This window comes from Neobacillus sp. Soil_C_43, from assembly GCF_057656715.1.
In genome coordinates, this window is sequence record NZ_JBDGJV010000023.1 from 1 (window position 1) to 15,466 (window position 15,466).

14 protein-coding genes, 1 rRNA gene and 1 other annotated feature are annotated in these 15,466 nt (G+C 40.6%); all 15 genes read left to right on the plus strand.

The window, feature by feature from the left end; all coding sequences use genetic code 11:
* Positions 1-74, plus strand: a 5S ribosomal RNA gene (rrf, locus tag AC3A54_RS22400); the annotation flags it as partial.
* Between the two features lie 242 nt (positions 75-316).
* On the plus strand, positions 317-778 hold the full coding sequence (locus tag AC3A54_RS22405) for a CtsR family transcriptional regulator (RefSeq protein WP_308081596.1): 462 nt from the start codon (positions 317-319) through the stop codon (positions 776-778).
* Between the two features lie 25 nt (positions 779-803).
* Entirely contained in the window at positions 804-1,349 is a 546-nt protein-coding gene (gene mcsA / locus AC3A54_RS22410; RefSeq protein WP_487656302.1) for a protein-arginine kinase activator protein McsA, read from the plus strand.
* 1 nt (position 1,350) lies between these two features.
* On the plus strand, positions 1,351-2,421 hold the full coding sequence (mcsB, locus tag AC3A54_RS22415) for a protein-arginine kinase McsB (RefSeq protein ID WP_335544687.1): 1,071 nt from the start codon (positions 1,351-1,353) through the stop codon (positions 2,419-2,421).
* 17 nt (positions 2,422-2,438) lie between these two features.
* Positions 2,439-4,880, plus strand: a complete 2,442-nt coding sequence (gene clpC, locus AC3A54_RS22420) for an ATP-dependent protease ATP-binding subunit ClpC (protein WP_335544686.1) — start codon at positions 2,439-2,441, stop codon at positions 4,878-4,880.
* A gap of 120 nt (positions 4,881-5,000) precedes the next feature.
* Positions 5,001-6,383 carry a DNA repair protein RadA gene (radA, locus tag AC3A54_RS22425; protein ID WP_335530507.1) on the plus strand — a complete coding sequence of 461 codons (1,383 nt, stop codon included), beginning with the start codon at positions 5,001-5,003 and terminating at the stop codon, positions 6,381-6,383.
* Positions 6,384-6,386: 3 nt separating this feature from the next.
* Positions 6,387-7,460 carry a DNA integrity scanning diadenylate cyclase DisA gene (gene disA / locus AC3A54_RS22430; RefSeq protein ID WP_487656303.1) on the plus strand — a complete coding sequence of 358 codons (1,074 nt, stop codon included), beginning with the start codon at positions 6,387-6,389 and terminating at the stop codon, positions 7,458-7,460.
* A 194-nt stretch (positions 7,461-7,654) separates the two neighbouring features.
* On the plus strand, positions 7,655-8,743 hold the full coding sequence (locus AC3A54_RS22435; protein ID WP_308081590.1) for a PIN/TRAM domain-containing protein: 1,089 nt from the start codon (positions 7,655-7,657) through the stop codon (positions 8,741-8,743).
* Between the two features lie 222 nt (positions 8,744-8,965).
* A complete protein-coding gene (gene ispD / locus AC3A54_RS22440) occupies positions 8,966-9,658 on the plus strand; it encodes a 2-C-methyl-D-erythritol 4-phosphate cytidylyltransferase (RefSeq protein WP_335544684.1) in 693 nt (230 codons plus the stop codon).
* Positions 9,659-10,141, plus strand: a complete 483-nt coding sequence (gene ispF / locus AC3A54_RS22445) for a 2-C-methyl-D-erythritol 2,4-cyclodiphosphate synthase (protein ID WP_335544683.1) — start codon at positions 9,659-9,661, stop codon at positions 10,139-10,141.
* 76 nt (positions 10,142-10,217) lie between these two features.
* Positions 10,218-11,675, plus strand: a complete 1,458-nt coding sequence (gltX, locus tag AC3A54_RS22450; protein WP_487656304.1) for a glutamate--tRNA ligase — start codon at positions 10,218-10,220, stop codon at positions 11,673-11,675.
* A gap of 47 nt (positions 11,676-11,722) precedes the next feature.
* Positions 11,723-11,990, plus strand: a binding site (T-box leader).
* 254 nt (positions 11,991-12,244) lie between these two features.
* On the plus strand, positions 12,245-12,919 hold the full coding sequence (gene cysE, locus AC3A54_RS22455; protein WP_335544681.1) for a serine O-acetyltransferase: 675 nt from the start codon (positions 12,245-12,247) through the stop codon (positions 12,917-12,919).
* Positions 12,900-14,297: a cysteine--tRNA ligase gene (cysS, locus tag AC3A54_RS22460; RefSeq protein WP_487656305.1), complete on the plus strand. Its 1,398-nt coding sequence runs from the start codon at positions 12,900-12,902 to the stop codon at positions 14,295-14,297. Before cysE ends, cysS begins: the two co-directional genes overlap by 20 nt.
* Before the next feature lie 3 nt (positions 14,298-14,300).
* Positions 14,301-14,726: a Mini-ribonuclease 3 gene (locus AC3A54_RS22465; RefSeq protein WP_335544679.1), complete on the plus strand. Its 426-nt coding sequence runs from the start codon at positions 14,301-14,303 to the stop codon at positions 14,724-14,726.
* Positions 14,723-15,466, plus strand: a complete 744-nt coding sequence (gene rlmB / locus AC3A54_RS22470; protein ID WP_487656306.1) for a 23S rRNA (guanosine(2251)-2'-O)-methyltransferase RlmB — start codon at positions 14,723-14,725, stop codon at positions 15,464-15,466. Before AC3A54_RS22465 ends, rlmB begins: the two co-directional genes overlap by 4 nt.

Below are 15,466 nucleotides of genomic sequence, written 5' to 3' on the forward strand. Positions count from 1 at the left end.
ACACGGAAGTTAAGCTTCTCAGCGCCGATGGTAGTTGGGACGAAAGTCCCTGTGAGAGTAGGACGTTGCCAGGCAAAAAAAAAGACAACCTTTGATGGGTTGTCTTTTTTTGTATATCATTAAAAGATAATATCCCCTCAACACCCAAACTATCTAAATTCTAAACCTCCAATCATGAAATTTTTTAAACAATTAAAGGTTTCGCAACCGCGAGATTTGGGGAAAATCATTAGTAGGGAATCGTTGCATCTACATAAAGTTTTCAGTATAATTAAAGTCAAAGATAGTCAAAGTCAGAAAGATAGGGGGTGGGAAGATGAGAAACATCTCCGATATCATTGAAAAATACTTAAAGCAAGTCCTTGAAATGAGTGAGGAAGATCTTGTTGAAATTAAACGAAGTGAAATCGCTGATAAATTTCAATGTGTTCCTTCACAAATTAATTACGTTATAAACACTCGTTTTACCATAGAAAGAGGCTATATTGTCGAAAGCAAGAGAGGTGGGGGTGGATACATCAGAATTATGAAGGTTCAATCCCATGATTTGGCCCACTTAATTGAACAACTGCTCTCACTTATTCAAAAGCACATTAGCCAAACAAGTGCAGAGGATGTCATTTTACGACTGGTTCAGGAAGAGATTATTACGAATCGGGAAGCTAAAATTATGTTAAGTGTAATCGACCGTTCAGTATTATATATTGATCTTCCATACCGAGATGAATTGCGTGCGAGAATGCTAAAAGCTATGTTAACATCATTAAAATATAAATAATTTTTGCTGCTGGAGAGGTGAAAAGATGATTTGCCAAGAATGTAATCAAAGGCCTGCAGCACTTCATTTTACAAAAATCATTAATGGTGAAAAAACAGAAGTGCATCTTTGTGAAAAATGTGCTCAGGAAAAGGGCGAAATGTTTATGATTGGTGGAGAAACAGGATTTGCTTTTAATAACTTATTAGCAGGCCTACTCAATATTGACTCATATCAAAAACCCAATCAAAGCCCTTTCCATCAAGAAGAAATCCTTCAATGCGAACACTGCTCCATGACATTTCCTCAGTTTTTAAAAGTTGGGCGCTTTGGATGTGCGTATTGCTATGAAACATTTAAAGAACAGCTAAAACCTGTATTACGAAGGTTGCATAGTGGCAACTGGACACATAATGGTAAAATTCCAAAACGAATTGGCGGCAGTATCTTTCTCCGTAAGCAAATTGATGAATTAAAACATGATTTACTGAACGCCATCTCTCACGAGGAATTTGAGAAAGCGGCGGAGATCCGCGATGAGATTCGCACATTAGAGAAACAATTAAATGGAAGCGAAGAGGGAGGGGAATAACGTGTCGCTTGAACGTTTTCTTAATCAGGCAGTTAGTTCCTGGATGAGCGAAGAGGGACCTGATTCGGATATTGTCCTTAGTTCACGGATTCGCTTAGCCCGAAACTTTGACGCATATAAATTTCCAACACTTTTTTCACATGAAGAAGCAAAAAAGATTATAGAAAATTTGGAGGGAATTTTTCAAAAGACTGATTTACAAAAGTTCGGACAGATGGAACTGTTAAAAGTTGACAGTATGCAGCCTCTACAAAAAAGAGTACTAGTAGAAAAGCATTTAATTAGTCCGAATCTGGCGGAGGATTCACCATATGGTGCCGTTCTTTTAACCGAAAATGAAGAAGTTAGTATAATGATAAATGAAGAGGATCATATCCGAATTCAATGCTTGTTTCCAGGCTTGCAATTATCAGAAGCATTGGATGCTGCAAATGAAATAGATGATTGGCTAGAAAGTAATATTCAATATGCGTTTGATGAACAGTATGGCTATTTAACAAGCTGTCCTACCAATGTTGGAACTGGCCTTCGGGCATCCGTGATGATGCATTTGCCAGGGTTAATCCTTACGCAGCAAATTAATCGAATTATCCCAGCAATCAACCAATTAGGGCTGGTTGTACGAGGAATTTATGGTGAGGGAAGTGAAGCTCTAGGTAATATTTTTCAAATCTCTAATCAAATTACTCTTGGAAAATCAGAAGTAGACATCTGCCGTGACTTAAAAGGGGTTGTAAGCCAACTCATCTCACAAGAAAGGTCTGCGAGGGAAGCATTACGGAAAACTTCGAACATACAATTAGAAGACAGAGTCTTCCGCTCGTTGGGGGTTCTAACGAATAGTCGTATTATTGAAACGAAGGAAGCAGCAAGGTGTTTATCTGATGTACGGCTTGGAATAGATATGGGCCTTATTGATAACATGCCTAAAACCATATTAAATGAATTAATGATTTTAACACAGCCAGGTTTTCTCCAGCAATATGCCGGAGGTCCTTTAAGACCTCATGAAAGAGATATTAGGAGAGCAGCTTTAATTAGAGAACGACTTAAAATGGAACAGCAAAAATAGGTGAGGAGGAAGAGAATATGATGTTCGGCCGTTTTACTGAAAGAGCACAAAAGGTTCTTGCATTAGCACAAGAGGAAGCAATTCGCCTTGGACACAACAATATTGGAACAGAGCATATTTTGCTAGGCTTAGTTCGAGAAGGTGAAGGGATTGCAGCAAAAGCACTTTATGGTCTTGGATTAGGTTCTGATAAAATTCAGAAGGAAGTAGAAACTTTAATTGGCAAAGGACAAGAAGCTTCTCAAACGATTCACTATACGCCTAGAGCGAAAAAGGTCATCGAATTATCGATGGATGAGGCAAGAAAGCTAGGACATTCTTATGTGGGTACAGAGCATATCCTTCTGGGATTGATTCGTGAAGGAGAAGGAGTAGCTGCTCGAGTACTTAATAACTTGGGTGTAAGCTTAAATAAAGCCCGTCAGCAGGTTCTTCAATTATTAGGAAGTAATGAATCTGGGGGACATCAGGGCGGAGCATCTGTTAGTGCGAATACACCAACACTTGATAGCCTTGCTCGAGATTTAACCTCCATTGCCCGTGAAGGCAGCCTGGATCCTGTTATCGGCCGCAGTAAAGAAATACAGCGTGTCATTGAAGTTCTTAGCCGCCGGACAAAGAACAATCCAGTTTTAATTGGTGAACCAGGTGTAGGTAAAACAGCGATTGCTGAAGGTCTTGCCCAGCAAATTGTAAACAATGAGGTACCTGAAATTCTTCGAGATAAGCGTGTAATGACACTAGACATGGGAACGGTTGTTGCCGGAACCAAATACCGCGGAGAATTTGAAGACCGTTTGAAAAAAGTCATGGATGAAATCCGCCAAGCAGGGAATATCATCTTGTTTATTGATGAGCTCCACACATTAATTGGGGCAGGAGGCGCAGAAGGTGCGATTGATGCATCCAATATATTAAAGCCATCGCTTGCACGCGGCGAACTTCAGTGTATCGGAGCGACCACGCTTGATGAATATCGAAAATACATTGAAAAAGATGCTGCACTAGAACGCCGTTTCCAGCCGATTCGTGTGGATGAGCCAACAGCTGAAGAATCTGTTCAAATTTTACAAGGCTTGCGTGACCGATATGAGGCTCACCACCGTGTTTCGATTACGGATGAAGCAATTGAAGCAGCAGTTAAGCTTTCTGACCGTTATATTTCCGACCGATTCCTGCCTGATAAGGCGATTGATTTAATCGACGAAGCTGGCTCAAAGGTACGACTCCGTTCCTATACGACACCTCCAAATTTAAAAGAATTAGAGGTCAAGCTCGATGAAGTACGTAAGGAAAAAGATGCGGCAGTACAAAGTCAGGAGTTTGAAAAGGCTGCGTCACTAAGAGATACAGAGCAGCGTCTTCGCGAACAGTTAGAAGAAACGAAGAAGACGTGGAAGGAAAAGCAAGGAAAAGAAAACAATGAAGTAACAGTAGAGGATATTGCAACTGTGGTATCGAGCTGGACGGGAGTACCTGTCTCTAAGCTTGCGGAAACAGAAACAGCTAAGTTACTTAATTTAGAGGAATTACTGCATTCCCGTGTCATTGGCCAAGAGGAAGCAGTCATTGCTGTTTCAAAAGCGGTACGTCGTGCTAGAGCCGGATTAAAAGATCCAAAGCGCCCTATTGGTTCCTTTGTTTTCCTTGGACCTACTGGAGTGGGTAAAACGGAATTGGCGCGTGCCCTTGCTGAGGCGATGTTTGGTGACGAGGATGCGATGATTCGGATCGATATGTCTGAATATATGGAGAAGCACTCTACCTCTAGACTTGTAGGTTCACCTCCAGGATATGTCGGCTATGAGGAAGGTGGTCAATTAACTGAAAAGGTCCGCCGGAAACCATACTCTGTTATTCTGCTTGATGAGATTGAAAAGGCACATCCAGATGTGTTTAATATTCTCCTTCAAGTCCTTGAAGATGGCCGTTTAACAGATTCAAAAGGAAGAACAGTGGATTTCAGAAATACAGTTCTCATTATGACATCCAACGTTGGTGCGGAAGCCCTGAAGCGAAACAAGTATGTGGGCTTTAATATCCAGGATGGCGAGCAGGATTACAAAGACATGAAGGGTAAAGTAATGGAAGAGCTAAAGAAAGCCTTCCGTCCTGAATTCTTGAACCGGATTGATGAAATCATTGTTTTCCATGCGTTAGAGAAGAAGCATTTGGATGAGATCGTTACATTGCTATCTGATCAATTAATTAAGCGTCTAAATGAACAAAATATTTCGCTAGAATTAACAGCTGCCGCTAGGGGGAAAATTTCCCAAGAAGGGTATGACCCAGAATATGGGGCAAGACCGTTACGCAGAGCGATTCAAAAGCATATTGAAGACCGTCTTTCTGAAGAGCTGTTAAAAGGCACTTTATTAACAGGTCAGCATGCTATCATTGATGTAGTTGATGGTGAGTTTGTCGTAAGAATGGCTGAAAAAACTAGTTTAGTAAAATAGACCATCTCCATCACTGAATCATTTAGTTTGATATGGTCAAGCAGAGGTACACGTGAATAAAGTCCAACCGTGTACCTCTTTTTTCATTTTTGGGGTTTATGGAAAGGTAGAAGAAAAACGATGGCAAAACGAAAAACAAAGTTTATGTGTCAGGAGTGCGGATATGAGTCTCCCAAGTGGATGGGAAAATGTCCAGGCTGCGGACAATGGAATTCGATGGTTGAAGAGGTTGAAGTAACGGGTACAACAAGAAGAGGAGCGTTTGCCCATTCTCCAAGCGGTTCAAATATCTTAACCAAACCAATGCCTATTACATCTATTGAGATGGAAAATGAACCGAGAATATTAACTGACTTAAATGAACTGAATCGTGTACTTGGCGGTGGAGTGGTTAAGGGTTCATTGGTTTTAATAGGGGGAGACCCGGGAATCGGGAAATCGACCCTCTTGCTGCAAGTTTCTTCGCAGTTAGCTATTAAAGGGAATCAGGTATTATACATATCTGGTGAGGAGTCAATGAGGCAGACAAAGCTCCGTGCGGAACGATTAGGTATTGCATCTGAAAACCTATTTGTATACTCAGAGACCAATCTTGATGAAATTAACCGCACCATTGAAAGTACAAATCCTAGCTTTGTTATTATTGACTCAATCCAAACCATTTTCCATCCAGATGTGACATCAGCACCAGGTAGTGTATCGCAGGTTCGTGAATGTACTTCTGAATTAATGAGAATTGGCAAAACCAAAGGGATTGCTATTTTTATCGTGGGTCATGTGACAAAGGAAGGGTCTATTGCGGGGCCTAGGTTGTTAGAGCACATGGTGGATACTGTTCTTTATTTTGAAGGGGAAAGACATCACACCTATCGGATTTTACGGGCTGTGAAGAATCGCTTTGGCTCAACCAATGAAATGGGTATCTTTGAAATGAAGGAATTTGGCCTCGATGAAGTAGAGAACCCATCGGAAATTTTCCTGGAAGAACGTTCCCGTGGAGCGGCAGGTTCAACCGTAGTGGCCTCGATGGAAGGGACACGGCCTGTGCTAGTTGAAATTCAAGCGTTAATTTCTCCAACTAGCTTTGGTAACCCGCGAAGAATGGCAACGGGTATTGACCATAACCGTGTACCACTGTTAATGGCGGTTTTAGAAAAGAGAGTGGGTATGCTTTTGCAGAATCAGGATGCCTATTTAAAAGTTGCAGGGGGCGTCAAATTAGATGAACCTGCGATCGATTTAGCTGTTGCGGTAAGTATTGCTTCCAGTTTTAGAGATAAGCCAACAAGACCGACTGACTGTATTATTGGCGAGGTCGGGCTAACGGGTGAAGTAAGAAGGGTTTCAAGAATTGAGCAGCGCGTTCAAGAAGCCGCAAAATTAGGTTTTGAACGAGTGATTTTACCTGCAAACAATTTAGGAGGCTGGAAGGCACCGGAGGGAGTCCAACTAATAGGCGTATCTTCCGTTAGTGAGGCACTCAAAGCGGCGTTGGGAGGGTAGTAGATGGAAAATAAAAAGCTTGGTGAACAATCAATAAATGAGGTATTACAGTTTATTGCACCAGGGACACCTATTCGCGAGGGGATTGAGAATGTTCTAAGAGCAAATACGGGCGGGCTGATTGTCGTGGGATACAATGACAAGGTGAAAAGTATTGTCGATGGCGGTTTTGAGATCAATTGTCCCTTTTCACCAAGCTTTTTATATGAATTAGCAAAAATGGATGGTGCTATTATTTTAAATGAATTAGGAAATAAGATTCTTTTTGCTAATGCCCAGCTTGCCCCCAATTCAGAAATAGCCTCGACCGAAACAGGCATGCGTCATCGTACGGCTGAACGAGTAGCTAGACAAACGAAATCACTTGTCATTGCCATTTCACAAAGAAGAAATGTCATTACGCTTTACCAAGGTAATTTCCGCTATTCGTTAAAAGATATCTCCGTCATCTTAACAAAAGCGAACCAAGCGATTCAGACGCTAGAAAAGTATAAGGTAGTGCTGGAGCAGAGTATAACAAACCTAAGTATTCTTGAATTTGAGGAGTCGGTTACCTATAACGATTTCTTGCTTGTTCTTCATCGGTTTGAAATGGTGTTAAAGATAAAAAATGAACTATTTTCCTTTCTGCATGAACTTGGAACAGAAGGACGGCTCATTCGATTGCAGATGAATGAAATATTAATGGAATTAGAAGAAGAAACACTCTTAATTATTAAAGATTATGCATTTGAACGGGATATTAAGGCCCGTGAGGTTTTGCAGAGAATGCAGGCAATGACTGCCAGTGGAAATATCGAGGATACGGTTTTATTAAAATTAATGGGCTACCTTGGTTATGTTCATTTGGAAGAAAATAAGAAACCGCGTGGCTATCGCATCCTTCATAAAATTCCGAGACTGCCGTCCATCATTATTGAAAACTTGATTAGCAGCTTTGGGGAGCTATCAAAAATTATGATGGCAACAGTAGAAGAGCTAGATGAAGTGGAAGGGATTGGGGAAGTTCGGGCTAAAAAGATCAAAGAAGGGTTTAAATTAGTAAAAGATCGCCTATATACCGATCGTCATCTATAAGGATAAATAGAGAGATAGTAGGATTTCCAATTGTTTGACAATGGATTTTTCCAGTGCTAACCTATGGGAAGTAATCATTATTCCTTTTCTCATAACGAATATATTTCAAACGATTTACATTTTGGAAAAATAATCATCAAATTAACGTTTCAATTTTAAGAAAATGTTTATAATGAATTAGAGGAGGTGAAGGAATGTTAAAACGTATTGTGCAGGCATGCTTCCTCATTATGGGAGGTACGCTAGGAATATTGTTATTACCGGAATTGTTCAGACTTCTTCATATAAATGACATTCCAGTGATTAATAACTCTTATGTTATTGCTATGTTAGGGGCTATTATTTTTTATCTTATTACCTTTTGGGCAGTAGATTACGTCTTTAATTTTATTAAATGGGCGGAAGATTCGTTAGTAAAAGTTCCTGTGACGGATGTCCTTTTTGGTAGTTTGGGCCTTATTTTTGGGTTATTTGTTGCCTTTTTAGTTGGCTTTGCGCTAAATGCTGTTCAAGTGCCAATTTTAAATGCGGTTGCTCCTATTTTGTTAACCTTATTGTTTGGCTACCTTGGATTCCAAGTAGGCTTTAAGAAACGGGATGAGCTATTAGGGCTGTTTGGAAACCGTGGTCATAAGAAAAAAGCGGGCGATGAAGAAGCAGAAAAGGCAGCTGGCAAGGCATTAAAAATATTAGATACAAGCGTCATTATTGATGGCCGGGTAGCTGATATTTGCCAGACTGGATTTTTAGAAGGGACGATTGTCATTCCTCAGTTCGTACTCGAGGAATTACAGCATATTGCTGATTCTTCTGATGTTCTTAAACGAAACCGTGGTAGACGAGGCTTGGATATTTTAAACCGAATTCAAAAAGAACTCGCCATTAAAGTTGAGATATACGAGGGAGATTTTGAAGAAATAAGTGAAGTAGACTCAAAACTAGTGAAACTAGCGAAATTAACAAATGGTATTCTTGTTACAAATGATTTTAATCTAAATAAAGTGTGTGAATTACAGAACGTGACTGTTTTAAATATCAACGATTTAGCAAACGCAGTGAAACCGGTTGTTCTTCCAGGTGAAGAGTTGACAGTTCAGGTGATCAAGGACGGTAAGGAATATCACCAGGGCGTTGCTTATTTAGACGATGGAACGATGATTGTAGTGGAAGAAGGGAGAGAATATATTGGAAAGAGAATCGAAGTTCTCGTAACAAGTGTGCTTCAAACCTCTGCCGGCCGTATGATCTTCGCCAAACCGAAATTATTAGAAAAGGCACTTTAAAAGAAGGCTGTGTAAAAGAACAATGTGATTTTCTTTACACTGTTGATTGGAGCGGAAGGCGCGAAGACTCCTGTGGGAGTATGGTTCAGGGGAGACCCCGCAGGCGCAAGCGCCGAGGAGGCTCGCCGAAACACCCACGAACCGCTCGTGCTTGGAGCGGGAATCAACAGACAAGTTTAACAAAGCCTAAAAGAAAAAGCATAAATAGAGTGGGGTTTTTTTATGACTTACCAAGTCATTATCCCGGCTGCAGGTCAGGGAAAAAGAATGGGAGCAGGGAAAAATAAGCTTTTATTAGAGCTTAATGGAGTACCGGTGCTCATCCATACTTTAAAGGTATTTGAAGAGGATGAAGCTTGCACGGGGATGATCATAGCTATTAACCCCCAGGATGAAATGGAATGTAAAGGATTACTAAATAAGTATAACGTAACGAAGGTAATCAACTTGGTGCCAGGTGGAGAGGAACGTCAGCATAGCATTTATAATGCCCTCCAAACAGTCAAAAACGATGGAATTATTCTTGTTCATGATGCTGCACGTCCCTTTATTCAAAAAGGGCAAATCCAACGTTTAACTGAAAAGGCGCATGAAACAGGTGCGGCGATTATTGGAGTACCAGCTAAAGACACCATGAAAAAGGTACAAGAGGGTGTCATAGTGGAAACCGTCGAACGTTCAAGCTTGTGGGCTGTACAAACCCCACAAGCTTTTCGTATTTCGATATTGCAAGAGGCATACGAAAAAGCAAAAATAGATGCCTTTGTTGGAACAGATGATGCGAGTTTAGTTGAACGATTACATCAACCGGTTGCTATGGTAGAAGGTGATTACGACAATATTAAACTAACTACACCAGAGGATTTATTCTTCGCTGAGGCGATACTGAAAAAGAGAGAAAAGGAGTTTTGTTAAATGTTTCGAATTGGCCAGGGATTTGATGTCCACCAATTAACAGAAGGACGACCGCTAATCATAGGGGGAATTACCATTCCATATGAAAGAGGCCTTTTAGGTCATTCAGATGCAGATGTATTATTACATACTGTTTCCGATGCATGCCTTGGTGCAATTGGAGAAGGTGATATTGGTAAGCATTTCCCTGATACGGATCCCAATTTCAAGGATGCTGACTCAGCCAAGCTGATGGCACATGTTTGGAAGCTAGTAAAAGACAAAGGGTACGAGCTTGTGAATGCAGATTGCACGATTATCGCACAAAAACCGAAAATGGCTCCTTATATTGAGCAAATGCGTGAACGAATTGCCGAATTGTTAGAAGCCTCACCAGAGCAAGTCAATGTAAAGGCAACGACCACAGAAAAACTAGGCTTTACCGGCAGAGGAGAAGGGATTGCCTCACAAGCTGTAGTTTTATTGAAGAAGGTAAATGAATAGGTCTTTATTGAAATCCTATACAGTGATAGAATAGTCAATTGAAACTATATTAATTGAGCACGGAGGCCATGTACAAATGTCAAACGAAGTTCGTGTAAGATATGCTCCAAGTCCTACTGGACATTTACATATTGGAAATGCCCGTACCGCATTATTCAATTATTTGTTTGCACGCAGCAAGCAAGGGAAATTTATTATCCGGATTGAAGATACGGATAAAAAGCGGAATATAGAGGGTGGAGAAGAAAGCCAGCTTAAATATTTAAAATGGCTTGGCATGGATTGGGATGAAAGTGTCGATGTCGGTGGAGAATACGGCCCTTATCGTCAATCCGAAAGAAATGATATTTATGAAACTTATTACAAGCAATTACTAGAGAACGGCCATGCATATAAATGTTATTGTACAGAAGATGAGCTGGAGACAGAGCGTGAGGCACAAACAGAAAGAGGAGAAACTCCTCATTATTCCGGTAAGTGCCGCCATTTAACTCCAGAGGACCGTGAACGTTTAGAGAGTGAAGGCCGCAAGCCAAGCATACGAATTGCTGTTCCTGAGGGAAAAACCTACACTTTTGACGATATGGTAAAAGGTACGGTTTCCTTTGAATCAGAGGGAATGGGTGATTGGGTAATCATTAAAAAGGATGGCACTCCAACCTATAACTTTGCGGTAACAATCGACGATTACCTCATGAAGATTTCACACGTACTACGTGGTGACGATCATATTTCTAATACGCCAAAACAGTTAATGGTATATGAGGCACTTGGCTGGGAGCCTCCGGTCTTTGGACACATGACATTAATTGTGAATGAAAGCCGTAAAAAGCTAAGCAAACGTGATGAATCCATTATTCAGTTCATTGAGCAATATGAGGAATTAGGGTATCTTCCAGAAGCACTATTTAACTTTATCACTTTACTTGGCTGGTCACCGGCTGGTGAAGAAGAGTTATATTCTAAAGAAGAGTTTATTGAAATATTTGATGCGGATCGACTTTCTAAGTCACCGGCATTATTTGATAAGCAAAAGCTTACTTGGATGAACAATCAATACATGAAAAAAGTAAAGTTAGACAGAGTAGTCGAACTATCCTTGCCGCACTTAATCAAAGCTGGTCGTATAAGTGAAGGTATGACTGATGAACAGCATGAATGGGTAAGGGGACTAATTGCACTTCTACAGGAAAAAATGAGCTTTGGTGCTGAAGTTGTTGAACTTTCAGACATGTTCTTTAAAGACGAGGCTGAATACGAAGAAGATGCGAAGGAAATTCTAACAGGAGAAACAGTTCCTGAAGTATTAAAGGCATTTTCCGCTGAGCTGGATCAATTAGAAAACTTTAAAGCCGAAGGCATAAAGTCAGCGATGAAAGCTGTACAAAAGTCTACAGGTCAAAAAGGAAAAAATCTTTTTATGCCGATCCGTGCAGCTGTAACAGGGCAGACACATGGACCAGATCTTCCTCAAGCGATTGAGCTTTTAGGAAAACAAAAGGTCCAAATGAGAATTAATCAAATTATTGGTTAACATTGAGATAAAAATGTAATATAGTAAGTATAAATAATTTAATAATTTCAAAAGCGTAGAAGAGGAAAAGTAAAAAAATGATGCTTTAAAGAGAAAACCATCACCGGCTGAAAGTGGTTTAGGCCCCTCATTTTTTGAAGTGCCCCTCTGAGCCCCGTATCGAAAGAGTCAACTCTAGTAGATATGGGCGGAACCATCCGTTAACAAGTAAGAGTGAGGCATCTTAGCTCTACCATTTTTCTCATATAGAAAAAAGGAAGAATGTATAAATCTAACTGCCTAATCAGAGTGGAACCACGCACAAGCGTCTCTGTCGTTATGACAGGGGCGCTTTTTTATTTTAAGGCTCTGTTAAACTTGCCTGTTGATTTCCGCTCCAGGCACTTCGCTTTCCGTGGGTGTTTCGGCGAGCCTCCTCGGCGCTTGCGCCTGCGGGGTCTCCCCTGAACCATACTCCCACAGGAGTCTTCGTGCCTTCCGCTCCAATCAACAGGGTGTAAAAATCAACACTGTTCTTTAACACAGTCTATTTTATTAGCGATAAGCTAAAATAAGGGGGAGGAATGGCAATGTTCAAAATGATGAAAGAAGATATTGAGGTTGTTTTTGAACAAGATCCTGCAGCAAGAAGTTATTTAGAAGTGATTTTAACCTACTCTGGCTTACATGCCATTTGGGCTCATCGGCTTGCACACGCTTTTTTTAAGCGAAAGTTATTTTTCATTGCCAGGGTTATATCCCAAGTGAGCCGGTTTTTTACCGGAATTGAAATTCACCCTGGAGCAAAAATCGGGAGAAGATTTTTTATTGACCACGGTATGGGTGTAGTAATCGGAGAAACATGTGAAATTGGTGATAACGTAACGGTGTTTCAAGGTGTTACCCTAGGTGGAACGGGTAAAGAGAAAGGGAAGCGGCATCCTACGATTAAAGATAATGCACTCATTGCAACAGGTGCAAAGGTTCTTGGTTCCATAACAATCGGAGAAAATTCAAAGATTGGTGCAGGATCTGTTGTTTTAAAAGAAGTACCACCGAATTCCACAGTCGTTGGAGTACCTGGAAGAGTGGTTATTCAGGATGGAAAGAGAATCAATAAGGGGAAAGATTTAAACCACTGTGACATGCCGGATCCAATTGCTGATCGTCTAAAGGAAATGGAAAGCGAGCTAACCCAATTGAAACAGGAATTAGAAGGATTAAGAAATGAAAGGATTGAAGTAAATGGCAATTCAAATTTATAATACCTTGTCTCGGAAAAAAGAAACATTTGTACCGCTAGAAGAAGGAAAAGTGAAAATGTATGTATGCGGTCCGACCGTTTATAATTATATCCATATAGGAAATGCACGCCCGGCAATTGTCTTTGATACGGTAAGACGCTATTTAGAATATCGCAGTTACGATGTTCAATACGTTTCTAATTTTACAGATGTAGATGATAAACTGATTCGTGCGGCTAATCAATTAGGGGAAGATGTACCGACGATTGCTGACCGGTTTATTAACGCTTATTTTGAAGATGTAACAGCCTTAGGGTGCCATAAGGCAGATGTTCATCCACGTGTGATGGAAAATATGGACATTATTATTGAATTTATCGACCAATTAATTGAAAAAGGCTATGCGTATGAATCCGAAGGGGATGTTTATTTCCGTACCAGACGCTTTAATGATTATGGCAAGCTCTCTCATCAATCCATTGATGAATTACGAGTGGGTGCTAGGATTGAAGTCGGGGATAAAAAACAAGATAATCTAGACTTTGCGTTGTGGAAAGCAGCGAAGGAAGGAGAAATCTTCTGGGAAAGCCCATGGGGACTTGGCAGACCAGGCTGGCATATTGAATGCTCAGCAATGGCCAAAAAGTATCTCGGTGAAACGATTGACATTCATGCTGGCGGACAGGACTTAACCTTCCCGCATCATGAAAATGAAATTGCTCAATCGGAAGCACTTTCTGGAAAGTTATTCTCACGGTACTGGATGCACAACGGTTATATCAATATCGATAATGAAAAAATGTCAAAGTCACTTGGTAACTTCGTACTAGTACATGACATTATTAAGAAGCATAATCCACAAGTGTTACGATTTTTTATGTTATCGGTTCACTACCGCAACCCAATCAACTACAGTGAAGAATTATTGGAGAGCACGAAAGCGGCATTTGAACGGTTAACAACTTCTTATCAAAACTTGAAGCACCGTAAAGAAGCAAGCACGGATTTAACTGATAATAATCAAGAGTGGCTCGATAAGATTGCATCAGCAAAAGAGCAATTTATTGAGGCAATGGATGATGACTTTAACACAGCAAAAGCCATTTCTGTATTGTTTGATCTCTCCAAACTTGCAAATTATTATCTTTTAGAGAAAAATACATCGGTAGCAGTGATTGATGCATTTACAGCTCAATTCCAAGAATTATTCCAAGTATTAGGGCTAACGCTAGAAAGTGAAGAATTACTGGACGCAGAAATCGATGCGCTGATTGAAAAGAGAAACCAGGCAAGGAAGGATCGTAATTTCCAATTATCTGATCAAATTAGAGACCAGCTGAAGGAAATGAATATTATTCTAGAGGACACGCCACAAGGAACCAGATGGAAAAGGGGCTAATGCATGCTTGACTATGATGAAACAGTTGACGCCAAACAATTAAATAGCCTTGCACTTGCCTACATGGGGGATGCGGTCTTTGAAACGTATGTTAGACGTCACCTTCTCTATAGTGGGAAGGTAAGACCAAATCATTTACACCGTGCTGGAACCAAATACGTATCGGCGAAGGCCCAGTGTCATATTCTCTTTCAAATGATGAATGACCAGCTCCTTACTGAGGAGGAATTGGCCGTAGTCATGCGCGGCAGAAATGCGAAATCAGGCACTGTTCCCAAAAACACAGATGTTCAAACGTATCGATACAGCACGGCCTTCGAAGCATTAATGGGATATTTATTTTTACAAGGTTATAATGAGCGGTTAGAAGAGTTAATTAAAAGAGCATTTTCCTATGTAGAAGAACAGAAAGGAGGTACTGTTGAATGAGCCAGGAATACATCGTTGGAAAAAATCCAGTCATAGAAGCCCTAAAGTCGGAAAGGGATATTAATAAAATATTAATTGCTGAAGGGTCACAGCGCGGTCAAATGCAGCAAATTACCCAATTGGCAAAAGAAGCCAATGTGCTTGTTCAGTTTGTACCAAAGAAAAAAATCGACCAAATATCGGATGAAAATCATCAAGGAGTTTTAGCCTATGTAGCAGCCTATCAATATGCTGAAATCGATGATTTGTTTGCCGCAGCAGAAAAGAAGAATGAAACTCCTTTCTTTTTATTGTTGGATGAAATTGAGGATCCTCATAACCTCGGATCAATTATGCGGACAGCAGATGCGGTAGGTGCCCACGGGATTATTATTCCAAAACGCAGGGCTGTAGGCTTAACAGCGACCGTGGCCAAGGCTTCCACAGGAGCAATTGAATATATACCAGTGGCACGTATAACGAACATGGCACGTACGATTGATGAATTAAAGGAACGAGGATTGTGGATTGCTGGAACCGATGCTAAGGGAGAGTCGGATTATCGTCAGCTAGATGGCACACTCCCTCTCGGCTTAGTTATTGGAAGCGAAGGAAAAGGTATGGGTCGACTGATCCGGGATAAATGCGATTTTCTCATTCATTTGCCAATGGCAGGAAAAGTAACGTCTTTAAATGCTTCTGTAGCTGCCTCTTTGCTTATGTATGAGGTATATCGAAAACGACATCCTCTCGAGAGGTAG

Excerpts from the sequence above, each read along its gene's own strand:
- AC3A54_RS22405 (WP_308081596.1), top strand. The coding sequence starts at position 317 with ATGAGAAACATCTCCGATATCATTGAAAAATACTTAAAGCAAGTCCTT.
- mcsA (WP_487656302.1), top strand. The coding sequence starts at position 804 with ATGATTTGCCAAGAATGTAATCAAAGGCCTGCAGCACTTCATTTTACA.
- clpC (WP_335544686.1), top strand. The coding sequence starts at position 2,439 with ATGATGTTCGGCCGTTTTACTGAAAGAGCACAAAAGGTTCTTGCATTA.
- radA (WP_335530507.1), top strand. The coding sequence starts at position 5,001 with ATGGCAAAACGAAAAACAAAGTTTATGTGTCAGGAGTGCGGATATGAG.
- disA (WP_487656303.1), top strand. The coding sequence starts at position 6,387 with ATGGAAAATAAAAAGCTTGGTGAACAATCAATAAATGAGGTATTACAG.
- AC3A54_RS22435 (WP_308081590.1), top strand. The coding sequence starts at position 7,655 with ATGTTAAAACGTATTGTGCAGGCATGCTTCCTCATTATGGGAGGTACG.
- ispD (WP_335544684.1), top strand. The coding sequence starts at position 8,966 with ATGACTTACCAAGTCATTATCCCGGCTGCAGGTCAGGGAAAAAGAATG.
- ispF (WP_335544683.1), top strand. The coding sequence starts at position 9,659 with ATGTTTCGAATTGGCCAGGGATTTGATGTCCACCAATTAACAGAAGGA.
- gltX (WP_487656304.1), top strand. The coding sequence starts at position 10,218 with ATGTCAAACGAAGTTCGTGTAAGATATGCTCCAAGTCCTACTGGACAT.
- cysE (WP_335544681.1), top strand. The coding sequence starts at position 12,245 with ATGTTCAAAATGATGAAAGAAGATATTGAGGTTGTTTTTGAACAAGAT.
- cysS (WP_487656305.1), top strand. The coding sequence starts at position 12,900 with ATGGCAATTCAAATTTATAATACCTTGTCTCGGAAAAAAGAAACATTT.
- AC3A54_RS22465 (WP_335544679.1), top strand. The coding sequence starts at position 14,301 with ATGCTTGACTATGATGAAACAGTTGACGCCAAACAATTAAATAGCCTT.
- rlmB (WP_487656306.1), top strand. The coding sequence starts at position 14,723 with ATGAGCCAGGAATACATCGTTGGAAAAAATCCAGTCATAGAAGCCCTA.